At 40.8% G+C, this 22,863-nt stretch carries 18 protein-coding genes; 9 read left to right on the top strand and 9 right to left on the bottom strand.

The window, feature by feature from the left end:
• Positions 1 to 90 precede the first annotated feature (90 nt).
• The 4 genes from ACFE6N_RS10850 to ACFE6N_RS10835 all read left to right on the top strand — a co-directional run bounded on the left by ACFE6N_RS10850 (position 91) and on the right by ACFE6N_RS10835 (position 5,113).
• Positions 91 to 1,176, top strand: a complete 1,086-nt coding sequence (locus tag ACFE6N_RS10850) for a glycosyltransferase (protein WP_378936342.1) — start codon at positions 91 to 93, stop codon at positions 1,174 to 1,176.
• Positions 1,177 to 1,199: 23 nt separating this feature from the next.
• Entirely contained in the window at positions 1,200 to 2,612 is a 1,413-nt protein-coding gene (locus ACFE6N_RS10845; RefSeq protein ID WP_159435199.1) for an O-antigen ligase, read from the top strand.
• A gap of 89 nt (positions 2,613 to 2,701) precedes the next feature.
• A complete protein-coding gene (locus ACFE6N_RS10840; protein ID WP_378936340.1) occupies positions 2,702 to 3,871 on the top strand; it encodes an acyltransferase family protein in 1,170 nt (389 codons plus the stop codon).
• Positions 3,872 to 3,892: 21 nt separating this feature from the next.
• On the top strand, positions 3,893 to 5,113 hold the full coding sequence (locus ACFE6N_RS10835) for a glycosyltransferase (protein ID WP_378936338.1): 1,221 nt from the start codon (positions 3,893 to 3,895) through the stop codon (positions 5,111 to 5,113).
• A 294-nt stretch (positions 5,114 to 5,407) separates the two neighbouring features.
• On the opposite strand, the gene ACFE6N_RS10830 is transcribed toward ACFE6N_RS10835, so the two are convergent.
• From ACFE6N_RS10830 to ACFE6N_RS10805, 6 genes are all read right to left on the bottom strand, one after another.
• Positions 5,408 to 6,619, bottom strand: coding sequence for a glycosyltransferase (locus ACFE6N_RS10830; protein ID WP_378936336.1), 1,212 nt, complete (start codon positions 6,617 to 6,619; stop codon positions 5,408 to 5,410).
• Positions 6,620 to 6,634: 15 nt separating this feature from the next.
• The gene (locus tag ACFE6N_RS10825) at positions 6,635 to 7,453 is read right to left on the bottom strand and encodes an alpha-1,2-fucosyltransferase (RefSeq protein ID WP_378936334.1); all 819 of its coding nucleotides are present in this window, start codon (positions 7,451 to 7,453) and stop codon (positions 6,635 to 6,637) included.
• Positions 7,450 to 8,787: a flippase gene (locus ACFE6N_RS10820; protein ID WP_090980803.1), complete on the bottom strand. Its 1,338-nt coding sequence runs from the start codon at positions 8,785 to 8,787 to the stop codon at positions 7,450 to 7,452. The genes ACFE6N_RS10825 and ACFE6N_RS10820 overlap by 4 nt, the downstream gene beginning before the upstream one ends.
• Positions 8,788 to 9,765: a hypothetical protein gene (locus tag ACFE6N_RS10815; protein WP_378936332.1), complete on the bottom strand. Its 978-nt coding sequence runs from the start codon at positions 9,763 to 9,765 to the stop codon at positions 8,788 to 8,790. It abuts the gene before it with no gap.
• A gap of 111 nt (positions 9,766 to 9,876) precedes the next feature.
• A complete protein-coding gene (locus ACFE6N_RS10810) occupies positions 9,877 to 10,653 on the bottom strand; it encodes a glycosyltransferase (protein WP_145858719.1) in 777 nt (258 codons plus the stop codon).
• Positions 10,654 to 10,755: 102 nt separating this feature from the next.
• A complete protein-coding gene (locus ACFE6N_RS10805) occupies positions 10,756 to 11,655 on the bottom strand; it encodes a glycosyltransferase family 8 protein (RefSeq protein ID WP_378936330.1) in 900 nt (299 codons plus the stop codon).
• 185 nt (positions 11,656 to 11,840) lie between these two features.
• Here ACFE6N_RS10805 and ACFE6N_RS10800 point away from each other — a divergent pair, with 185 nt between their 5' ends.
• Positions 11,841 to 12,644, top strand: a complete 804-nt coding sequence (locus tag ACFE6N_RS10800) for a glycosyltransferase family 2 protein (RefSeq protein ID WP_378936328.1) — start codon at positions 11,841 to 11,843, stop codon at positions 12,642 to 12,644.
• Positions 12,645 to 12,894: 250 nt separating this feature from the next.
• On the opposite strand, the gene ACFE6N_RS10795 is transcribed toward ACFE6N_RS10800, so the two are convergent.
• Positions 12,895 to 13,806, bottom strand: coding sequence for a hypothetical protein (locus ACFE6N_RS10795; RefSeq protein ID WP_378936326.1), 912 nt, complete (start codon positions 13,804 to 13,806; stop codon positions 12,895 to 12,897).
• 2 nt (positions 13,807 to 13,808) lie between these two features.
• Positions 13,809 to 15,149: an MBOAT family O-acyltransferase gene (locus ACFE6N_RS10790; RefSeq protein ID WP_378936324.1), complete on the bottom strand. Its 1,341-nt coding sequence runs from the start codon at positions 15,147 to 15,149 to the stop codon at positions 13,809 to 13,811.
• Between the two features lie 424 nt (positions 15,150 to 15,573).
• Between ACFE6N_RS10790 and ACFE6N_RS10785 the strand changes: the two genes are divergently transcribed.
• Together ACFE6N_RS10785 and ACFE6N_RS10780 are read left to right on the top strand one after the other, a co-directional pair.
• Positions 15,574 to 16,494 (top strand): glycosyltransferase family 2 protein, encoded by a 921-nt coding sequence (locus ACFE6N_RS10785; RefSeq protein WP_378936322.1) that lies wholly within the window; start codon positions 15,574 to 15,576, stop codon positions 16,492 to 16,494.
• Positions 16,495 to 16,524: 30 nt separating this feature from the next.
• Positions 16,525 to 17,691, top strand: a complete 1,167-nt coding sequence (locus ACFE6N_RS10780) for a glycosyltransferase family 2 protein (RefSeq protein ID WP_378936321.1) — start codon at positions 16,525 to 16,527, stop codon at positions 17,689 to 17,691.
• A gap of 616 nt (positions 17,692 to 18,307) precedes the next feature.
• On the opposite strand, the gene ACFE6N_RS10775 is transcribed toward ACFE6N_RS10780, so the two are convergent.
• A complete protein-coding gene (locus tag ACFE6N_RS10775; RefSeq protein ID WP_378936319.1) occupies positions 18,308 to 18,985 on the bottom strand; it encodes a hypothetical protein in 678 nt (225 codons plus the stop codon).
• A gap of 209 nt (positions 18,986 to 19,194) precedes the next feature.
• On the opposite strand from ACFE6N_RS10775, the gene gmd reads away from it, so the two are divergent.
• Together gmd and ACFE6N_RS10765 are read left to right on the top strand one after the other, a co-directional pair.
• Positions 19,195 to 20,328, top strand: a complete 1,134-nt coding sequence (gene gmd / locus ACFE6N_RS10770) for a GDP-mannose 4,6-dehydratase (protein ID WP_378936317.1) — start codon at positions 19,195 to 19,197, stop codon at positions 20,326 to 20,328.
• A 71-nt stretch (positions 20,329 to 20,399) separates the two neighbouring features.
• Complete coding sequence (locus tag ACFE6N_RS10765; RefSeq protein ID WP_407951644.1) at positions 20,400 to 22,862, top strand: SLBB domain-containing protein; 2,463 nt, start codon at positions 20,400 to 20,402, stop codon at positions 22,860 to 22,862.
• Position 22,863 lies beyond the last annotated feature (1 nt).

The following is a 22,863-nucleotide window of genomic DNA, read 5'->3' as shown; positions in this document are numbered from 1 at the left end:
TTTGTGATCTGGCATTGGATATTATACATTCTGGGAATCATTATTTGCTTCCATCTTCTTTTTCCGATGGTGCTGTTTTTATGCTGGAAGTTGTCCGCCAAACCAGTAAGATCTTTAAATACGGGTACAACCAACAGGGATTATGGAATTATTTTAACGGCTTATGAGCAGGTAGATTTTGTAGCCGATGCGGTCAAATCCCTTCTGGATATGAACTATTTAAATTTTCATATTTATGTGGTTGCGGATAACTGTAAACCATCTGAGGCGCTTATTTTTACCGATGATCGTGTTGACGTTTTGTTTCCCGAGAATGTTTTAGCCAGCAATACGGCCTCTCACTTTTATGCCATTGAGCATTTCAGGCGTCAACATCAAACAATATTGATCATGGATAGCGATAACCTCGCTCATCCGCAATTGATTAATGAGCTGAACAAGTATTTCGGGCTGGGGTTCCATGCTGTACAGGGACTCAGATCAGCTAAAAACCTGGAGACTACAATTGCCTGCCTGGACGCGGCAAGGGATATTTATTACCATTTTTATGACGGGAAAGTGATCTTTGAACTTGGATCATCTGCAACGCTTGCGGGCTCGGGTATGGCGTTTGATTCGCAGCTCTACATACGAATGCTAAAAGATATTGATATCAAGGGCGCCGGATTTGATAAAGTGCTTCAGGCCCGTTTGATTGCTGGTGGCGAAAGAATTGCTTTTGCCCAGGACGCCATTGTTTATGATCAGAAAACCTCCGCTCCGAAGCAGTTGGTCAGCCAACGATCGCGTTGGATCGCTACCTGGTTTAAGTACTTCAAATTTGGGTTTGGAATTCTTTATCAAGGTGTGGCAGGCGCTAATCTTAATCAGCTTATCTTTGGTGCAGTGCTGCTAAGGCCGCCACTGTTTATATTCTTATCACTGGCTGTTTTGTTAATGGTCATTAGCCTGTTTACCACCCAGCTATTGGCACTTGTAATTTTCTTTTCCCTGATTATTTATGTAATTAGCTTTTTGATTCCGGTTTTAAGCAAAACAACCGATAAAAAAATTCGCAGGGCGCTGGTTTTTATTCCTAAATTTATATTTTATCAATTTGTATCCTTAGCCAAATCTGTCTTCTCTAGCAAGCCAAATGTGGCAACCAGGCACAGCCTCAAAAATAACAGCAGATGATGTGGTCCAACCTATCATATGAGATGAAAAAAAAGCTGGTAATTCTTATTGCTATGCTATCATTTGCTGTCGGCTCAGCTTTACTCACCGTTAAGCTCGAATATTATGCCGTTTTCCTGGCACTGCTTTTTGCAGGAGGCATTGTATTTACGATTGCATTATTTTCCAATCCAAAAGTTGGTTTTCTCGTTTATCTCGTATACTGTTTCTTTATTGCGGGCTTGCTGAAAAATACGGGATTGCCTTTTGGCCCCCTAATGGAGGTTCTGCTCGGCGCTACCTGGCTTTCGCTGCTGGTTAATTATAAGAAAATCGACTGGAAAGAGATCCATAATGATCATATTATCATCGCGCTCATCTGGTTTTCAATTAACATTCTGGAATTGGTTAATCCCGAAGGGGCCAGTTTGCTGGGTTGGCTAAATGAAGTACGTTTTACAGCTTTCAACTGGTTGCTAATCGCCCCTATTGGCTTCTTATTGTTTAAGAGTAAACGCGACCTTGATGTTTTTTTTATCATGATCATATCCCTGTCTGTTTTAGGTACGCTTTATGGAATCAAACAATATTATATAGGGGTTTCTGCCGGTGAGCAACGGTGGCTTGATGAAGGAGGGGCAACCACCCATATTATTGATGGCAGGCTCCGGGTATTTTCATTTTATACTGATGCAGGCCAGTTTGGTGCCTCTCAGGCCGCAATGTCGGCAATCACAATAGTGATGGCCTTAGGCCCTTTTAAAAGATGGAAGAAGATCTTATTATGGATATCCGGATTAATACTCTTTTATGGAATGCTAATTTCCGGCACCAGGGGAGCATTTTTTGCATTTGTGGTGGCCAGCATCTTTGCCATGTCACTGAGTAAAAATTTTAAGGTGCTCTTTGCGGGGCTTTTCTTCGTTGTTGCCATGTTTGGTTTTCTCAAATACACCACTATCGGAAGTGGGAATTACCAGATTGTTAGGCTACGTACCGCTGTTGACCCTGAAAATGATTCCTTTAATGCCAGGCTGATCAATCAGGCCACGCTGAAAGAATTGATGAAGAACAAACCCTTCGGTGCAGGGGTGGGAAGTATCGGATTGAACGGGATTAAATTTAATTCAGAAAAATATTTATCAAATATTCCGCCAGATAGTTATTGGGTTAAGATTTGGGTAATGTACGGACCTGTGGGCCTTGTGATATGGTTTTCACTGATTATGTATATGCTTGGAAAGTGTTGCGGAACGGTGTGGAACATTCAGGATAAGGGACTCAAAGTAAAATGCATTGCGCTAACATCCGGTACCGCTGGTCTGTTTTTTTGTAGTTATGGCAATGAAGTAATGAATGGTTTTCCATCAGTAATCATTCTATACATGTCATGGTCATTTGTACTGATGGCCAATAACCTGGATGTAAAAAATGTAGCAATCTCAAAAAATAACTAATTTCAATATGCCACTAGGACTCTTGGTCATACCTGCAGCTGTATTTTTTGTATTTGGTTTTATCAAAGGATATAAGAAAAGTAAGAATAATGTATAAATTTCTGCAATCCATACCCGATAAACTGGCCAGGGTCACCTCTGGAAGGAAGCTCATCAGCGAGATTGATGGACTTAGATTTTTTGCGATCCTTCCGGTGCTTATACAGCATTTGAACGAGCGTTTTGAGCGGAACACCACGATCGATTTTATCCATCCCAAAGCAGATACATTTGCCTATTTTCTGGCGTACAGGGGGTTCTTAGGGGTTTACATTTTTTTTGTAATCAGCGGGTTTATCCTGGCGCTCCCATTTGCTTCATACCATCTGGCCAGCGGAAAGAAAATAGGTATCAGGCAATATTTCTGGAGAAGGCTTACCCGGCTTGAACCACCTTATATTTTCTGGATCAGTATTTTCTTTCTGGTTTATGTATTTCAGCGCCATGTGTCTTTTTTCGAATATCTTCCGCATTATTTTGCCAATATCACCTATACCCATGCTATTTTTTATGGTGTATGGTCTCCCTTTAATCCCCCAACCTGGACCCTCGAAATCGAAATCCAGTTTTATATTCTTGCGCCATTTCTTTCCTATTTTTTCTTTAAAATACCTAAAAAAGGTATCAGACGCGGACTGAACATTGGCTTTATCCTGGTGCTGATGTTGCTCCAGCAATATTTTAAGTGGTACCTGCCACCGTTTAGTCTTTCAATTTTAGGCCATCTTCACTATTTCCTAATCGGCTTTATGCTGGCTGATCTTTATATCTCTGATTGGGCTTCAATTAAAAAAAGCAAATTTTATGATATTGTAGCCGTACTTGCTCTTGCAGGGCTTATTGGTTTATGGAGCTGGGGTTTTGAGTTCATTAACAGACTGGCGGTAGTAATTTGTCTTTTTGTTTTTTTTATTGCTGCATTTAAAGGAAACCTGATTAACCGGCTGATTACCAACAGGTGGGTGATGGCCATCGGTGGAATGTGTTATACCATATACCTTATTCATCTTCCCTTTGCCGAGTTTTTTATCCGGTTGAGCAAATATGTAACCTTCACGCGTGATTATACCATTAATCTGCTCTTGCAGCTGGCCCTGTTTCTTCCGGTTGTACTCGCCTTAAGTGCCGTATTTTTTCTATGTTTCGAAAAGCCTTTTATGGATAAAGACTGGCCTTCCAGGGTTGCGCAACGGGTTTCATCTATCTGGAAAAGGCAATAACTTTTGTGAAGAACACACACTATGGAACTAAAGGACAAGGTAATCGTAATATTGGGGGCCACCAGGTTTGATTGGAAATTTGAATCCACCAGTTATCATACCGCCAAATTTCTGGCGGAAAACAACGACGTATATTATGTTGATTTTCCCTATACGCTTAAAGATTACTTCAAAAGAAATCAACAATCAGACATTGCTTTAAGAATTCCACATTTTAAGAAAGGCGCAAAAGGAATTCTTGATACAGGATTTCCGGGTTTAAAGATTTTAATCTTGCCGTTGTTACTTTCTCTTAACTTTTTGCCCGAAGGGCGTATTTATCGTTGGTTATTGCGGTGGAACGAACGCATGATTTCGGCCAGGATTAACCGGGTTATGGCAGAGAGGGGCGTTGATGAATTTGTTTTTATCAACTCGTTTAATTTCCACTATCCCGGTGTTGCTAAAATGCTTTCCGGGGCAATACTGAAGATTTACCATTGTGTAGACCCTATTATTACGGCTTATGATGAGCGTCATGGATTTGTATCCGAAGATTTGCTCATCAAAAACAGCGATCTTGTAATCTGCACAAGCAAAGCACTTTATCGCGACAAAATTAAAAAGAAAAAGCAGACTTTTTTTATTCCTAATGCAGCCGATTTGACGGTTTCCTCACGGGCGCTGGATCCGAACCTGCTCATCCACCCTTCCGTATCTGATATCCCCAAACCGGTTATCGGTTACTTAGGTGCAATCGAACGCCGTATCGATTTTGATCTGTTGATAAAGGTTGCCACGATGAACCCGGATAAAAGCTTTGTACTGGTTGGGCCTACCGCCCGGGAATTTGTTCCTCAGGAGTTTGAAGAAATGCATAACGTTTATTTTCGCGAAAGTGTGCGCTATGACGAGATGCCGGCAGTGGTAAAAGGATTCGATATTGCAATGGTTCCGTTTAAAAAGGATGGAGTGAGTGCAACAATTTTTCCGCTAAAATTATTTGAGTACCTGGGAACCGGTAAACCAGTGGTGTCTACAGATTTTAATATGGATCTTCTGGAGTTTACCTTTGATTCTGTCCGCTATTGCCACAATGCTGATGAGTTTTCTTCAGCCATTTCTTTTTATCTTGAAAATGATAACGGGGAAGCTAAAGCAATCAGGTTGTCAATTGCTGCCGATAATACCTGGGCAAGGCGTATGTCAGAACTGGGCAGTCTGATCGCTGAGTTTTATCCCGAAAAAAAAGGTAAAAATTAACTTTTTTAACGTGAATTATGGGTCTTAATTTTGCCGATAGGCATGGATGTTTGGCTAAGCCAAAGTACAAAATCTTCGTTCTCGGCATCACCGGCCTAACAAATTTTTCGGGAAGCAAAGTCAAAGCCCACTCCCTGCCTTTAATAGAAAAATTTTCAGCCGGCGTTTTTTGCTTCTTTTTGACGTCAAAAAGAAAGAAGCCCGTCCGGCCAGGACAGAAAGAATGCTCAAGTAATATAAAAATACAGTTTTTAGTACCACAAGTAATCTCTTAGATCCGTAATTGACGTTTTTTTAAGACAACATTTCCTTGTACAGATTGATATGTTTACTGATGGGATCATTGCGTTTGTACCACTCAAGAAGGCGCTCTCTGCAGCTGTTTAAAGTTGCCGCTTTTACTTTTTTTGAAATAATTGCTTGTCTGATTAGTTTCCGCAGTTCAGCTACATCACCCGGATCAAATAAATAACCACTTATGCCAGGCTCAGTATAATCAATCATTCCCCCTGTTGCTGATGCAATCAGCGGTGTGCCACACAGTATAGCTTCGGTGCCGGTAAGCCCAAAGGTTTCCTCCAGTGAGGGATTAATGAAAAAGTCCATTGCACTGTAAAGCAGTGAGTGAAATCTTTTATCGTGCACAGGTTCAAAGCGGATGATATTGATGGCGCGCTCATTGTCCGTGTTAACTTTTGCCCTGATTGCCCCAAAAGTTAAAATGGTAATAAACTTTTTCTCATCGGCTTCTAAACCCTCAATGGCCTCAAGCAAAAGCCAATAACCTTTTCTGTAATTTTCAAGATCATCAGCACCCGTTCCAAGTATCAGTGAATCTGCCGGAATATTAAGGGCTTCCCTTGAAATAGTCTTGTCAATTCGTCTGAAACCGGCGATATCAAGCACACAGGGAATCTGATCGCATTTTACGCCAGGAAGATATTGTTGAATTTTTTGCTGTGTAAGCGTACTGCTCGCAATAAACCTGATGCCGGAAGAACGAATGCTTTCATGTTTTGTTCGCTGAAGCAAATCTTCTGCATTTTTGAAATTGGGATTACGTAACACGTCCTGTTCATAATGAAAACCACCTAATATCGGGTTTAGGTCGTGAGCGGTCCAAACCATCGGTTTTTTTATGGCTTTAAAAAAGGTCGGGACATCTACAAAGTCCGATATCCAGTGGAGGTGGATAAGGTCGGCATGTTTTACCCGTTCATCCTGTTCCAATCGGTAATGCGAAAAAGGAAAGCTAAAGATTTCATACTTTCCTGTTTGTCCTTCCGTAATTCTTGTGTTTTTGTCTATGCCCAGTTTCCTGGTTACCCGGTTGGTAAACGGCCTTTTTTGATCGGTCTTATATACACCAGGTGAAAGATTTTCATTGAGGGCATGCATACAAAGCACTTCAGATTCGATGCCCTGTTCCAAAAGCGCCTGATGAAGACGCATAACAGCAATTCCTGCCCCACCGGTAATATAAGCTGTAATATGAAGTATCCTCATCCGTTATGGTTAAAATTAGGCCTGATCAAAAACGTCGCACCATATAAATTTATCTGTCATCACCCTTTTTGGATGCTCCTTCCCAATGCGGAAACCTAACCAGTTTTTTGGTGCATATACCGTATTGTTTTTATCTGAGAGATAAGCGGCCCACCAAGCAAAACTACTGTTGGAAATAATGGCGATGTCAGCATTTTTTATAATCTGAAAATCAGTAATCTCATTATTTGATGAGAATATATAGTTAGGCTGTTCACCAAAGTAGGTCTTTACATACTCAATATCATCACTCACAAAATAAACGATACAGTCTTTAGTATCGCCAAGGGCATCCAGTCTCGTTTTGAAATAAGACATCGGCAGGGAGATGTCTCTTTTGCCATAGTTCAGGTAATCCGTTCGCCGGATATGGACAACAATCGTTTTATTCGTCCGGAAAACAGTTCCGAATTCCGCTTCGAAAAGATCGGTGAATTGCTTTTTAAGCTTGATGTTGAATCCTCCTCGAATATTCCTGACATAAAAATCGGTTTGGAAGAAACCCTTGTAGATGGTGCGTTCTTTCACTTCTACCGGCCGCGGAACCTGGATACTTTCAATGTAAATCTCGTTAAATCTCAATACTTTGGGCAACATGCGGGTATATACCGAATAGAGCTTTGAAGATAAGGTCAGGTTATCGAATGTCCCCAGGTCAAAATATTTGGTCAGGTAGGCATGATGCGGATTTACAAAAAAAAACGATTTTCCTTTGTTGTTTGCTTTTAAATACTGAAAGAAAGCATATTGGAAAATCTGGTTTCCAAGCCTCCCGATAAATTTAACTCCGATCATAAATCTGCCTTTTTTAAAATATATTTATTGATGAATTCAGGGTAAAAGCGATAGGCATATACAAATGCATTGAGTGCATTTACCTTGAGTTCTCTCCACAAAATAACCTGTGATATGCTAAAACCGAAAATGTTAGCAATAAGGGTAGCATATGCCGCACCGATTACCCCGTACCGGTGGATGAGGAAATAATTCAGCGTCAGAATTACGCAGGTATTAACAATTACAATGATAAAAGTAACCCTTGTTTTTCCGATGGAATCGATAATTACCCCAAATTGTCGCCCAAACGGACCGAATATGCAATAAAGTAAGGTGATGTTGAGTATAGGAACAGTGTCGGCATACTTATCTCCGGCCAAAAGCTTAATAATTAGCCCATCAAACAGATAGATGAAAATGATTGCGGGGATTACCATGGCCAGGATGGTGCCAACCGACTTCTCATACAGGTATTTAATGGCTTCCTTTCCTTCCGTTTCTATGCGTTTAGAACTTTGCGGAAACACAATAGTGGCTACAGCATTGGTAGGGATATCGATCAGATTGCCAATTCTCACTGCAATATTGAATGAGCCGGAGGCAGCCGGTGATATGATGCCTGCAAGCATCCACTGATCTATCGTACCAGAAAGAATGGAACTAACCGAGGTAGCAAATGCATACTTGCCATAATGGAATATCCGGCTGATCCAGTTTTTACTAAACCGGTAAGAGAAGCTGATGAAGTTTTTTACATAGGCCCAGGAGATGGCGATGCTAACCAGTACAGCTAAAATCTGTACATATACCAGTGTCATCAGATTGGTCTTGATGCCAAAAAAAAGGCATACGAATAAGAATAAGCATAACACGGACTGTCTTGCCAAACCGCTGAAAAGCACACCTGTATATTTAAAGTTGGCCTGCTCAATGCAATTGAACTGGGTCAGGATTCCGGAAAAAATAAATACAATATTATACAGGTGAAACATGGGTTCAAGTTCCGGTGCTTTGAGCAATCTGGAAAGATAACCTGCGAAAATCAGGTTTAACAAAATGCAAAGAACCGTAAGGCTTCCACTAATGGTAAGGGTTGCAGAAAAGATATCTGAATGTTCTTTTTTTTCAGACCCCGACATAAATTTGATCAATGCACTCTGAATAAGTCCGTTACGTATAATTTCCAGGATCGTTACCGTTTGCAAAAATATTCCCCACACACCATAATCATTTTTTGTAAGAAGTCTTACCAGTACGAAGAATATCGCAAGGTTGATCAGTGTGCCGGAAAAGTTCTGCAGGATATTGATAATCCCGGATTTAATCCAATAGTTATTTTTTGTTCCGCTCATTTAAGCCTGATTTGAGGATAATGGTTTTCTTTTCAGATGTGTTGCTGCCAGTTCCAGTACGTCCTGATCACTTTTGGCATGGTATACCGCTGCATTTGAGAATTTAGGGTAGAGTTTTGTGAAACAACCAAAATAGTGTTCCGGCCCTTTTTTAGATAAAAGGATATTTACGCCGCCAAAATAGCTGGCCAATGCGCCCGTTCCCCCGTGTGTAGATATAAAATGTTCCGCATTGGCATATACCATCAGCTGGAAATGGTTAAAGTTTCTCGCTTTGCCCAGGTTTTGTTTAAACATGTTTTCCATTAACAGCACTTCAGGGTGCTGCTGCTCAATCCAGTCGTATTCATTTAAATCGTAAATATCGCTGTTGTCATTCGTAATATTTTCAGGTCTGGGTCTGTTGTAAATAATCTGGTATTCAGATTTATAGCTGTTGATCAGTTCATCTAAAAGTGCAATGCTTAAAAAACTGATCGGCGGACCGTCCCATTCCATATTATAGCGGTTGGCAATAATCAGGATAGGTTTGTTATAACGATAAATGTCATTGCCATACACCTCTTTTAAGGGAACTTGTGCCCACTTACGCATGTTGTAGTTTTGGCTGTAAAGAATCCGGGGTGTTTCAAAATTATAGTTTCCCGGCGTAGTTCTGGAATCAAATGTTTCAAGGTGTTCAGGCGAAAAAAAATACAGTTCGGAGGTATATTTTGCCCCTTCGGTTTGCAATAGGGTACCGTTTTTGAAATGCCAGTAGGCAAATGGCAGTGCAAAGGCCAGATCAGGAGTAAACTCTCCGCTAAAGGATATTTTTTTATAGGGCTTTTTAATTACATAATCACTGATCAGGTATTTCCATTGAATGACCTGGCATAGATAGGTGTCCCTAAAAAAATAGCGGTAATTCGCAGGAACGTTATAATGCCTGATTTTTGTATATAAACCTAAAATTTTAACAATTAATTTCCTTAGCATGTCACAGGTTATTTTGTAGCTATTTTCATTTTTTATGCTGATGCCAGCCAGGGGTTTTGTGGTAATTTAGTCGTAAAGTCGCGTTAATCAAAAGCTAAGCGCTGCGCAACTTTAAAAATAATAGTTCAGGTTAAATTTTATGTGCCTGTAAAGGTGCCTGGCCACCCTGATCATCATATTGGTGGGATGCCGCTTCCAGTTCCGTTTAAAGGTACTGGGTTCTTCACTCGAGTTTCTTTGATCAAAAAGACCCTGAAAGTCTTCATAGAATAATCCTTTACCCTTACGCTTAAGAAACGACATCATCATGCTGTATTCTGCCTTTTCTACATTAACCCCTTCCTTATAATCGCCAAACTTGATTAAAAAATCACTTCTCCTCAGGTGTGGATGGTCACTGTACAGGTAGAATTTATTATAGGTACTCAGAATATCTTTAGGGTTAAAATGCATTTCAGAGAAACCTTCAGCAAATGGTTTCAGAAAAGGAAAACGCTGATAGGCATAAAACCGAACGATATCCAGGGTGGGGTCATTCTGCATAAAACCGATTGATGCAGAGAGTTTCTCCGGAAAAAGTTCGAGTGGAACAAAATCTTCCTGTACATAAAGCGTAAGCGGAAGTGTTGCGTTCCGCTGTCCTTTATTAATGTTATTTCCTAGTCCGGCATTTTTTGGCGTAGTAATGAGCTTAAAACCAAATTCAGGCTGGAGTTTTTTAACCAGCACCAGGTTTTCGGCTGTACTGCAATCATCAGACACAACAATTTCACCAAATTTGCAACCCAGCGACGCGAAAGAGGAAAGTAATCTGGCAAGGGAGGCAGGCCTGTTAAAATGGGTAACCAGCAAGGTTACCTCTGGAAAATTGAACGCTTTTGACTGCATGTATTGATAAATTGTTAGCTGGAAAAGATTTCCACTGCTGGTCTTAACCTTTTGGGGGTACAGCTTACAGAAGCGGATCTGAACATGTATAAATTTATTATTTTATTTCAAAGCAAAAATTTTTTTGACTGTTTTTTTTACTTTGTAAAATCCTTTTCTGAAAACCCTTACATAATCGGGTACAATTTTGAAGTCTGCCCAGGGGGTCATTTTCAGATACCGGAAAAACTCGTTTTTGTAAAACTGGCTGCCATTATACGATGAATAGATCGGTTTAATATCAATAAAATGCATAATAAAGGGATCCTTTACATCTACCCCGGCCTTGCAGTTCCAACGGTGGTCGAGTTCTTTCCAGCTATTGGCAAAAACTACGTTCAGGGCATATTGATCTGCTAAAAGCAGCGAATCTTTATTCTCCTCTACGCAGGTCAGTATTTTTTGAGGTATATTTTCGTTTTTCCATTTTTCAATATCGATTACCAGCAAACCTGCATTGAAATATTTCGTCTCCGGATCAAGCCCAAGTTCACGGTAATTAGGTATTCCTGCCCATTCGCAACTTACCGTTGCCGAATGGTCCTGTACGCAACCCACGGTTCTACCGTCCAGTTCCACCGACCATAACTCCGATATATCCCTGTTTACAATCATATCTACATCCAGATAAATGACCCGTTTTGCGGCATCACCTACAATATAAGGCGCAAACATTCGCATATAGGTAATCTGTGGCATCCCGGTACCGTCAATGGGGAGGTGCATATCCCTGGGCAGAACCGATTCCATCTCATGAAAGCTGAGGGTATAATCATTACCATCAACCATTGATCGTAGCTTCTGAATGTTCAGTTTGGAAATTCCATTATCAATAATCGCGAAGGCAATCTGCTCACCGGTTTTATGATTGGCCTGTACCGATTTGATCAGGGGGGCCAGTAAAATGGCATAGTGGTTATCCGTAGCGATAACAATATGGATAGTTTCTCTTTGTTTGGACATTCGTTTGAAATAGAGGCTTTTTGTTTCGGTAGAACATACAAATTTAGGGAATTAAAATTATTATTCATCTTTTTAAACCTTATCGATCTAAATTTGAAGTTTTGACCCGCTTACCCATTCAAATATATTGCAAACCTTAAAATTATTGAAGTATTTATTTAATATTGTGTTTTAAAACATCAGTCATGTGGCCAATCAAAGTTCCTGAACATATTAAACAGTTTATCGATAAACGGTTCACCTCCGAAGAGTTGGGCGCTAAGGCCAGGGCCTCCTATAAAACGATCTCTAATGGTGTTCCGGAAGTATCGGTGGTTATGCCGGCATTCAATGAGCAGGATAATATCATACCTACCCTCGCCTCTTTGGCTGCCAATAAAACAAAAAGGGTGGTAGAAATTATTGTGGTAAACAACAATTCTACCGATCAAACTGAAGCTCTTGTTAAAAGTACTGGTGTACAATGTATCCTGGAAAGCAGGCAGGGAATTACTTTTGCCCGTAACGCCGGCCTTGCGGTTGCCCGCGGTAAATACATATTAAATGCTGATGCTGATACCATTTATCCTGCAGACTGGATTGAACAGATGACTGTGCCGCTGGAGAACCCCGGCATTGCCCTTACTTATGGTAGATTCGCTTTTTTGCCTATTGCAGAAACAGGTCGCGCAACCTATTTTTTTTACGAACACCTGGCAAGGCTTTCGCGGTGGATGAATAAGGTTTTTAAGGAGGAGGCCGTAAATGTATATGGATTCAATTCAGGCTTTAGGCGCGAGCAGGGAATCGCCGTAGATGGTTTTAACCATCCACCGGGAACCAATGAAGATGGCTGGCTCGCACTAAAATTGCGCAATAAGGGCTTTGGAAAACTCCATCTGGTTACCGCCATCAGCGCGCTGACCTGGACCACCGACAGAAGAATACAGCTTGATGGCGGATTAATAAAGGGTTCGTTAAAAAGAATAAAACGGGTACTGGGTGGATAATTTCCCTAAAATCTGAGTTTGATCATCATGAAAAAATGCTGAAACAAGCTAACATCGACAGACTCCTCAAAAAAAAATCGTCTTCTCGACTGTAGCGAAGCGAAATGGAGAGATCTTTAAACTGAGTTCTTGAGATCTGGTTTAAAAGATCTCTCCCCGACCATATCTGGCGAATGGCTTTAAAAGCCACATTATTTATTGAACTCAAATTAAAAGGTTAATGGATGGAGCCGAAAGCTAACAAAGATGATTACCTTGCAAAAACCGGCATCATACGCCTGGTGAAATCTTCTGCACCCTTTTGGTTGATGTGGATTTCGTTATAAAAAAAGGTTGGGTCGTGCTGATAAATATCACCAAAATTTAAATATTCAACCCCTTTATCCCTTTTCATCTGCAGGGTAAATTCAGCTATGTTCTGTTTATACTGATCATCAATTTTAATGTCGGCCACTGGCGCGGTGAATAAAATAAGTTCGATTTTATTGGCTTTACAAAGCGAAATGATGTCATTCAGGAATTTATATTTGCCTTTCAGATCAAAAGTCAGGTCTCTCAGTTTTGCAGGCCCTTTATAGGCCACATCTGGATAAAAGAAATCACCATAACTATCGAAATCCTGGGGCAGTATATTAAATCCATCATTAATTACCTCGTGTATTCCCCATAGGGTGTTGTATTTGGCATACCGGTAAAAAGGTATATATCTGTACGCATACCACTCATATCCAAACTGTTTGAAGTGATCAAATACCACAGGTTCTTTAAGGTATGGAAAAAATTTAGGCACGGCAAAATCAAAAATTTCTTCCGTATTAGAAGAGAAGGGATCAATCTGCAGGTATAATTTTTTGATTTTATTATTTTTCAGTATAAAGAGCTTCAGCATCAGGTACTGATCGGTAATCGAACTGCCGTCTACGGAGATGTTGATCCCTTTCTTTTTTGTCTGCTCCTCGATCATTTTTAGGTCCAGCGATGTATATGCCCTTGAATTTCCATGAACGGCAAAATCAAACTTCTGGTTACTAACCTTGTCCAGCCACTGTATTTTGGTATAATTTCCTTTCTGAAATACATAGGTGAAACCTTCATCCAGCAACCAGAACAGGAGATAACAGATCAGAAGTAGTTTAAATAGCTGAATAAAAAAATTCTTCATGGCTAGAATTGAAAATAAATGAAACTGCTTTGTGATACCAGTACTCCGAATAAGGCAATGAGTAGAATTAAAGTGAGGTAACTTAAAAAACGTACCGATTGATAGGCATAGAAATAATATTGCACCCTTTGGTTGCCCCAAAAACCTTCAAAGATGAGCAATAACAAAATCAGTGGAAAGCCTACGGCGAAGTTGTAAAGATCGGCCCCTGTAGATTGCCTGATCTCAGCAATAAAGGAATGACCATAATCAAAAAGGTTTTTGATAATCGTAAAAGAATCATGGAGGTTGTTAGCCCTGAAAAAAATCCATGCAAAACATACCGCTGAGAATGTCCAGAATGTACCCAGCCATCGCGGGAGTTTAAAATTGAAAAACTTTTTTCGCTGATTTAACGATTCAAGTGAGATCAACAAACCGTGAAGCGCTCCCCAGATAATAAAATTTACACTTGCCCCGTGCCATACCCCTGATACCAGGAAAGTAATGAATAAGTTAAATATCCAGCGGCCCATTCCCACCTTGTTTCCTCCAAGCGGAATATAAAGATAATCTCTGAACCAGGTAGAAAGGGAAATGTGCCATTTGCTCCAGAATTCGCGTATTGATGATGAGAAGTAAGGCTTGTTGAAATTTCTCATCAGGTCAACTCCCATCATTTTGGCTACACCTATGGCAATATCAGAATAGCCTGAAAAATCGCAGTAAATCTGAAAAGCAAAAAATATGGTGGCACAAAGCACTGATAAGCCATGGTATGATTCGGGATTGTTGTAAACCAGGTTCACAAAAAATGCCAGCCGGTCTGCCACCACTACTTTTTTAAACAGCCCCCATAATATCCGCCTGGCGCCGATAATCAGGTTGTCAGCCTCAAGCGGCTTTAAGTTGTTAACCTGTGGAAGAAGTACCTGCGGGCGGTTGATGGGGCCTGCCACCAGTTGTGGGAAAAAGGACACAAAGAGCGCAAACCTGCCAAAATTCTTTTCAGCAATCATATTTCCACGGTAAACCTCTACGGTATAGCTTATGCTCTGAAAGGTATAGAAAGAAATCCCGACAGGAAGAAGAATTTTTGCACTATGCAATAAGAGTGGTGATCCAAGCCATGCAGATGTGGTATTGATACTGTCGAGAAAAAAGTTAAAATATTTAAAGTAGAAAAGAAGTCCGAGGTTGGTGATGATACTGATGCAAAGGAGCATTTTTTTCCGCCGTTGCGCTGCTGTTTTCTCTATCTGCCTGGCTACGAAAAAATCTATGGTTGCAGGGAAGAAGAGCAGAAAGATGTATTCCCACTTCCAGCACATGTAAAAAAACAGGCTGGCAGCCAGCAACATCATCCACACATATTTTTTTGGTAAAAAATAATAAAGTAAGAGAACCGTAGAAAAAAACAGAAAGAAACTGAGGGAATTAAAGAGCATGCAGGTCTAAATTTCGAAACATCTAAGATATAAATAGAACCCCCATAAATGCAATTTTTTATTAAATAATCAGTCCTTTTCTTTAGAATGCTCAGTTGTAAAGCGGTGTTCATAAATCCGATTTTATAGATAAAAGGAATATAGATCAGCTGCATTTGCTTAATCTGATCAGCTTTTCCTTAAATTTTAAGCCTTATTTAGTGTTATTATTATAAATTTGATCACGCATAGCAGTAGCTTGAACCGGGCCGAAACCGGGTAAACGGTTAGCTGCTACCCAAAACCTGCAGATGAAAAGCATTAAAATGGACCCACAATTTTTTAAATCCCTAAGCAACCGATGATAAATCTGACTGAAAATCTGCAGGGCAAAAAAATTTCAGTTATCAGTGTAAATTATAATCAGCCAGCGGTAACCCAACAATTACTCGACTCCATTTTTACAACAAACACTTATCCCAACATCGAGATCATAATTGTGGATAACGGCAGCAAGGAGCATTTTATTCCTGTTTGGAAGGAGCGGTATCCTCAGGTTAAATTTATTCAATCGGAGCTGAATCTCGGGTTTGCAGGAGGAAACAACCTGGGGATCGCAGCAGCAGATGGCGATTACCTTTTTCTGGTAAATAATGATACCGAGTTTACTCCCGGCCTGTTGGAAACGCTTAGTGCAACTTTTCAGGATTTTCCTGATACCGGGGTAGTATGCCCAAAAATCAGGTATTTTGAGCATCCAAATAAGATCCAGTACGTTGGTTTTACAGAACTTACCTCGATTACAGCCAGAAACCACTGTTTGGGTCAGTTTGAGGAAGATCAGGGGCAGTACGACAACAAAGTCTTTATTACCGCTTTTGCGCATGGCGCAGCAATGATGGTTTCGCGCGCAGTTTGCGAGCAGGCGGGATTAATGGCAGAGAATTTTTTCCTCTATTATGAAGAGATGGATTGGAGCCTGAACATCCGAAAAGCAGGGTTTAAGATCCGGGTGAATACGTTTGCCCAGATTTACCATAAAGAATCCGTTTCGGTCGGGGCAGATAGTCCGCTTAAAGTTTATTACATGAACAGGAACCGGATATTGCTGGTGAGAAAGCATTTCGCTTTTTATAAACGGACGCTGTTCTGCCTTTATTTTGGCCTGATTGTATTTCCGAGAAACTTCCTGAAATTCCTGATCAGAGGTAAGCTTAAACATATTAATGCCTTGTTCAGAGCGGTCTATTGGAATTTCAGCCACAATACCCAGTCATTTTAACCCCAAAAACATATACCAATATATTATTTTATGCAAGTTTTCTTCATTATCGCTATTCTGCTGGTGTTTTATACCTATATCGGCTATGGGATTGTACTATACTTTCTGATTTTGGTTAAACGTGTATTTGCTCCGGCCGTTCCGAAAGTTTTTGGTGATCAGGAGCTGCCAAGCTGTACACTTATTGTAGCGGCTTTCAATGAGCAGGATTTTATTGAAGAGAAGATTAATAATACGCTGGCCCTTAATTATCCTGCCGGGAAGCTTCAGCTCATTTTTGTTACAGATGGCTCAACAGACCGTACGCCGGAAATTGTTTCGCGTTATCAGCAGATTCACCTCATGCATTCTGCAGATCGTAAAGGGAAAATTGCAGCGGTGCACCGCGCCATGGAAAGTGTTGACACCGATCTTGTTGTTTTTACTGATGCAAACACCTTCCTTAATGCAGATGCCCTGTTCCATCTTTGTAAACATTATGCAGATGAACGCGTGGGTGGGGTTGCAGGCGAGAAAAAAGTATATGCTGACAAGCACGCCGATGCAACTGCCGGAGAAGGGATTTACTGGAAGTATGAATCGAAACTGAAGGAATGGGATTCAGAACTGCATACTGTTGTAGGTGCGGCAGGCGAATTATATAGCATCAGGAGGTCACTTTATCAGCCCGTGCCGAAAAATAGTATCCTTGACGACTTTATGATCTCGATGCGGATTGCAGAAAAGGGTTACCGCATCAAATATGAGCCCGATGCTTTCGCCCAGGAAACTTCCTCTGCAAATATCAGTGAAGAGCTCAAACGGAAGGTCAGGATTGGAGCCGGAGGTATTCAGTCGGTTATTTGGCTAAAATCATTGATGAACCCATTCAATGATCCTATGCTTACCTTCCAGTACATCAGCCACCGTGTGCTGAGGTGGACACTGACGCCGCTGGCGCTCATTGCTGCCTACCTCACTAATGTGCTTATTATAGCACAGTACGGCGGCAATATATATTATACCCTGTTTTTATTGCAAACGCTGTTTTACCTGATGGCACTTTGCGGTTTCTGGCTGGAAAAGCGGAAAATCAGACTTAAGATTTTATTCATTCCCTATTATTTCTGTATGATGAATTATGCGGTAGTGGCAGGTACTTTACGGTTTTTTAAAGGAAAGCAATCAGCGGTATGGGAAAAGGCAATCAGGAAATAAGCTTGCTGTTGTTGGCATAATATTTTAAGTCGCAATTTAGAACAGAATTTTATTTCTTTCCCCATCATTCTCGTGCAGGCGGGAGCCATAACTTGCTCAGCGAAGCTAATCTTAAAGCGCCCTGCAATAGCATTAGGATTCCCAAAATAAATTGGGAATGACGACGTATCAAAATATAAGTTGTTTGATGGGCCAGTGTAAATCTTTTTGATACAACCTTATCTTTCAAGCTACAAGAAGGCATTTATTAGAAAAAATATTAATTATCCAAACGAGAGGGTGCTAAAAGAGAAGATATGTACCTGTGCATCTGGCGCTATAAACTTGAATTCGATTTATATTGGAATCATAGTTCGCGTTTAGCCCCTTTACCTCATGCGATCGTTATGCTGAATTTATTTCAGCATCTTTCCTGATACCCTCCCTTACTATAAAGACCCCGAAACACCCGTCTGACTAGCCGAGCAAAGCCCAGGGTGACGACCGTTCATTCAAGGCGCGAAATAACCTAAATTACAGCCCATTGATCGAAACCAAGTTAATAATCGAGGTGGATTTATAAATATCAGTGTCAGATTTTTCTCTGGATTTTTTGTTAATCGCCCTTCAATTAAAGCTAATTTCGTCTGCTGATGTTAAACTGAATTCCGGCAGAGAAAAGGTTGAGCAGAAACTCTGATTTTTGATAGGTATTTACCGTCCTCGAAGTTCCGTTTGCATCTGTTAAATCCTGGCGTTCATACGAATAAAAATAATCAAGACTACTTTCTGCAAATAAATTCATGTAAGGGAGTAAATTGAGCTTCACACCAATTACAGGCGACACAACCAGTCCGTTTTTTGATGACTCCGCATACCTTGCCGTAGCCGCAAACATGGTAGTGCCCGGGTAAGTATTTCCGCTAAACCGATTGGAGCGGTAGCCCAGGTCTATTCCAAAATAGGGTTGAATCCGGGAATAGGTAAAGTTCTTTTCAAAGCCCACTTTAAAGGCAAAATCGGTCACTGTACCCACTGCTGTTTCACAATTTGCGCAGGTATTATTAAAGGTGATGTCTTTTCTGTAAAAATTCCCCCCAACCCGGTAGCTGATCTGGTTGTCATTGAACTTCATCAATAGCGCATTCGCGTATGTATGGCTAAAATCCTGATAATTGGTTTGGTTGAGTATTTTGGGCAATTGCATGATGCTATAGGCTCTTAAACCAATGGAGTAATTGTAATCTGCACTTGTTTGAGAAAAAATGAAAGGCGAGTGTGCCAAAAGAATTAAAAGGAGTATAATTTTTTTCATTTGAAAAGGATATCAACATCAAAAGTAAAGATATTTATCAGAAGTAGATTACTAATAAGCATTTATATTTTAAATACCAATAGCTTGAAGACGGTAGAGTAGAAAATATCAATTTTTTTACATTCTTATTAATTGAACTGAGCTTGTCTGTCATTTAGCTAAAAAAAATATGTATGTTTGCTCTCTTAAAAGGTTATCAAATAAAGTATATGAAAGTTGCGTTAATAACAGGTGTTACAGGCCAGGATGGGGCTTATCTTGCAGAATTTCTGCTCAAAAAAGGATACAAGGTTCATGGTTTGAAGAGGCGGTCGTCGTTATTTAATACCGATCGGATCGATCACCTGTACCAGGATCAGCATGAAAGCAATGTTAATTTCAAACTTCATTTTGGTGACCTTACTGATTCCACAAACCTGATCAGGATCATCCAGGAGACACAACCTGACGAAATTTATAACCTGGCAGCCATGAGCCATGTGCACGTGAGCTTTGAGATGCCTGAATATACGGCTAATGCAGATGGAATAGGTACGCTTAGGCTTTTAGAAGCCATCAGGATACTTGGATTAACCAAAACCAAAATCTATCAGGCCTCTACTTCAGAATTATATGGCCTGGTACAGGCGGTGCCGCAAAGCGAAACCACACCTTTTTATCCGCGTTCGCCTTATGCTGTGGCGAAAATGTATGCTTATTGGATTACGGTAAATTACCGTGAAGCTTATGGCATGTACGCCTGCAACGGCATTCTCTTTAACCACGAAAGCCCCTTAAGAGGAGAAACTTTCGTAACCCGTAAAATCACCCGGGCTACGGCTAAAATTGCCCTTGGTTTACAGCAATGTCTTTTTTTGGGTAACCTGTCTGCCCAGCGGGATTGGGGACATGCAAAAGATTACATTGAAGCCATGTGGCTGATTTTGCAGCAGGAAAAACCCGAAGATTACGTAATTGCAACCGGGGTGACCACAACGGTTAGGGATTTTGTACGAATGAGTTTTGCCGAATTGGGAATAGAAATCGAATTCAGCGGAAAAGATGAATATGAAAAAGGCGTTGTAATCGGTGTTGACGAAGAATTAATGAACAGTTTAGGATTAAATGCGGATATTGTAAAACCAGGGCAAACCGTGATTCAGGTTGATGCCAAATACTTCAGGCCAACGGAAGTTGATTTGCTGCTTGGCGATCCTACGAAATCAAAAACCCAGTTAGGTTGGCAGCCTAAATACGATCTGCCTGCACTGGTGAAAGAAATGGTGCATTCAGATTTGCAGGTCATGAAAAAAGACCAGTATTTAAAAGAGGGCGGCTTTAATACGCTGAACTATTTCGAATAATCAATAAATAATAGTACTTCCTATACCTAATAAAGTTGAAAAACATATTTACAACCTTTCTATTTCTGATCATGCTGACTGTTTTCCAGCAGTCAATGGCTCAGACCAATTACGCAAATGTAAAGGTCGACGACCTGAATGATACGCAAGTGAGGCAATTGATACAGCGTGCAGAATCTATCGGTTATAATGATGCACAGTTGGAGCAGATGGCCGCTGCACAAGGGATGAAAGCTGAGGAAATCCAAAAACTGCGGATAAGGGTAGAGAAAATCCGAAAGCAGGATGGAACAGCCAGTGGTGCTGCGCAGGGCAATATCACGTCGAATAGTGGTGCAGCAGAAAGCGATGAACGGTCAAGAACAGCAGTCAGAATTAACCGCGATTCAACCAATAGTATACAGGGAAACAATAATATATTCGAAGGTTTAAAGCCTAAAATCTTCGGGAAAGAACTTTTTTCCAGCAGTGGCCTTACGTTCGAGCCCAATCTTAGAATGGCCACTCCTAAAGGCTATGTCATTGGGCCGGATGATGAACTTTTGATCGATTTAAGTGGCGATAACGAAGCCAGTTATAAGCTGAAGGTTAGTCCTGATGGAATTATACGGTTACAGTATGTCGGAAACATTTCTGTTGGTGGCCTTACCATTGAACAGGCGATCAGTAAAATCCGTAGCAGTCTGGGCTCCACATACCCTTCATTAAAAACAGGCAGGACAAGTGTTGCGGTAAATCTGGGCAATATCCGGACGATCAAAATCACCCTGGTTGGTGAAGTGGTAAAGCCTGGCTCTTATTCCCTTTCTTCCCTGTCAACCGTGTTTAATGCTTTAAATGCTTCAGGCGGGCCAAATGAAAACGGATCATTCCGTAAAATTCAGGTCATCAGAGGAAACAAGGTCGTGTCCACCATTGATGTGTACGACTTCTTGCTCAATGGTGTTCAAAAAGGAAATATCCGTTTGCAGGATCAGGATGTGATTAATATCCCGGTTTACGAAAAACGCGTTGAAATGTCTGGCGAAGTGAAAAGACCGGCCTTGTTTGAGGTCGTATCAGGTGAAAACCTGGCTGACGTGCTGCGTTTTGCCGGCGGCTTTTCAACCGAAGCTTACAGCGCCAACATTAAAGTATTGCAAAATACCAGCAGAGAACGCAAAATTATTGATGTTCCAAACAAACAATTTAATAGCTATACGCCTCAGAATGGAGATAAATTTATTGTAGATGCCATTTTAGACCGTTTTGCCAATAAGGTGGAAATCAATGGGGCTGTTTTTCGTCCCGGGATGTATTCCCTGGAAGATGGTGCTACTTTAAAAAGCCTGATTACGAAAGCCGAAGGCTTAAAAGAAGATGCCTTTTTAAACAGAGGTTATATTAACCGTTTGAATTTCGACAATACCGCCAGTTTGATTTCTTTTGATGTGGCGAAGATCATGTCTGGTGCACAAGCCGACATACCGCTTCAGCGAGAGGATAAGGTAACGATATCGTCTTTGTTTGACCTGAGAGACGAATATAAGCTCAGTATTCAGGGAGAGGTAAGGCAGCCTGGCACATTCGATTATGCAGATAACACCAGTGTTCAGGATCTAATCCAAATGGCAGGCGGATTTAAAGAAGGTGCTACGCCTAGCCGGATTGAAATCTCCAGAAGGGTTAAAAGTGCAGATACTGTAGGTAAAACTTCCCGTACAGCAGAAATATTTACGCTTTCAGTTGACCGTAACCTGAAAATTGAGGGGCCGACTTTTGTGCTACAGCCTTTTGATATTGTATCGGTAAGAAATGCTGAAGGTTATTCCGTTCAGAAACAGGTCAAACTAGAGGGGGAGGTTCTGTATCCGGGAGTATATACCATTACCAACAAAAATGAACGTATTTCTGATGTGATCAAAAGAGCCGGTGGGCTCACTTCTTATGCTTATGCTGAAGGGGCCAGTCTGAAACGCCCGGGTGCCGAAAAAGTAAATCCAACAGATAAGAATGCGATTAATAATAAAGAAGAGGAAGACAAAAAATACCTGAACTTAAAACGTGCTCAGGAAGCTGGTACAAAAGATACTTTATCGGCTGAAATCGAGCAGAAACTCATTCAAAGTGATTTGGTTGGCATTAATCTGGAACGCATCATTGAAAAACCATTAGGCAAATATGATTTGATTGTGGAAGACGGGGATGTGATCCGTATTCCGCGTACCTTACAAACCGTTAAGATTACCGGAGAAGTGCTTAATCCAAATAGTATAGTTTATCTGCCAGGAAAAAGCCTGAGGCAATATATCAATGGTGCGGGTGGTTTTACTTCGAATGCGAGAAAAGGCGGTACCTATATTAAATATGCGAACGGATCTGCAGCAGCAGTGAGTAGGTTTTTGTTTTTTAATAATTATCCTGTTGTTAAGCCTGGTGCAGAGATATTGGTTCCGAAAAGAGCAGAAAGAGAACGGTTAAGTGCCCAGAGTTGGATTGGGATTGGCACGGCTGTTGCCTCTTTAGGAGCAATTTTAGTTAGCATACTTAGGTAAT

The sequence above is a fragment of the Pedobacter sp. BG31 genome (genome assembly GCF_042464845.1).
Taxonomy (GTDB): domain Bacteria; phylum Bacteroidota; class Bacteroidia; order Sphingobacteriales; family Sphingobacteriaceae; genus Pedobacter; species Pedobacter suwonensis.
The sequence above is the reverse complement of the archived record's forward strand: the minus strand, read 5'-3'. Positions and strand labels throughout refer to the sequence as shown.

Coding starts and splice junctions, on each gene's coding strand:
- ACFE6N_RS10795 (WP_378936326.1), bottom strand. CDS start 13,806: ATGAAGAATTTTTTTATTCAGCTATTTAAACTACTTCTGATCTGTTAT.
- ACFE6N_RS10820 (WP_090980803.1), bottom strand. CDS start 8,787: ATGAGCGGAACAAAAAATAACTATTGGATTAAATCCGGGATTATCAAT.
- ACFE6N_RS10800 (WP_378936328.1), top strand. CDS start 11,841: ATGTGGCCAATCAAAGTTCCTGAACATATTAAACAGTTTATCGATAAA.
- ACFE6N_RS10845 (WP_159435199.1), top strand. CDS start 1,200: ATGAAAAAAAAGCTGGTAATTCTTATTGCTATGCTATCATTTGCTGTC.
- ACFE6N_RS10765 (WP_407951644.1), top strand. CDS start 20,400: ATGCTGACTGTTTTCCAGCAGTCAATGGCTCAGACCAATTACGCAAAT.
- ACFE6N_RS10830 (WP_378936336.1), bottom strand. CDS start 6,619: ATGAGGATACTTCATATTACAGCTTATATTACCGGTGGGGCAGGAATT.
- ACFE6N_RS10815 (WP_378936332.1), bottom strand. CDS start 9,765: ATGCTAAGGAAATTAATTGTTAAAATTTTAGGTTTATATACAAAAATC.
- ACFE6N_RS10835 (WP_378936338.1), top strand. CDS start 3,893: ATGGAACTAAAGGACAAGGTAATCGTAATATTGGGGGCCACCAGGTTT.
- ACFE6N_RS10775 (WP_378936319.1), bottom strand. CDS start 18,985: ATGAAAAAAATTATACTCCTTTTAATTCTTTTGGCACACTCGCCTTTC.
- ACFE6N_RS10825 (WP_378936334.1), bottom strand. CDS start 7,453: ATGATCGGAGTTAAATTTATCGGGAGGCTTGGAAACCAGATTTTCCAA.
- ACFE6N_RS10785 (WP_378936322.1), top strand. CDS start 15,574: ATGATAAATCTGACTGAAAATCTGCAGGGCAAAAAAATTTCAGTTATC.
- ACFE6N_RS10790 (WP_378936324.1), bottom strand. CDS start 15,149: ATGATGTTGCTGGCTGCCAGCCTGTTTTTTTACATGTGCTGGAAGTGG.
- gmd (WP_378936317.1), top strand. CDS start 19,195: ATGAAAGTTGCGTTAATAACAGGTGTTACAGGCCAGGATGGGGCTTAT.
- ACFE6N_RS10805 (WP_378936330.1), bottom strand. CDS start 11,655: ATGTCCAAACAAAGAGAAACTATCCATATTGTTATCGCTACGGATAAC.
- ACFE6N_RS10810 (WP_145858719.1), bottom strand. CDS start 10,653: ATGCAGTCAAAAGCGTTCAATTTTCCAGAGGTAACCTTGCTGGTTACC.
- ACFE6N_RS10840 (WP_378936340.1), top strand. CDS start 2,702: ATGTATAAATTTCTGCAATCCATACCCGATAAACTGGCCAGGGTCACC.
- ACFE6N_RS10780 (WP_378936321.1), top strand. CDS start 16,525: ATGCAAGTTTTCTTCATTATCGCTATTCTGCTGGTGTTTTATACCTAT.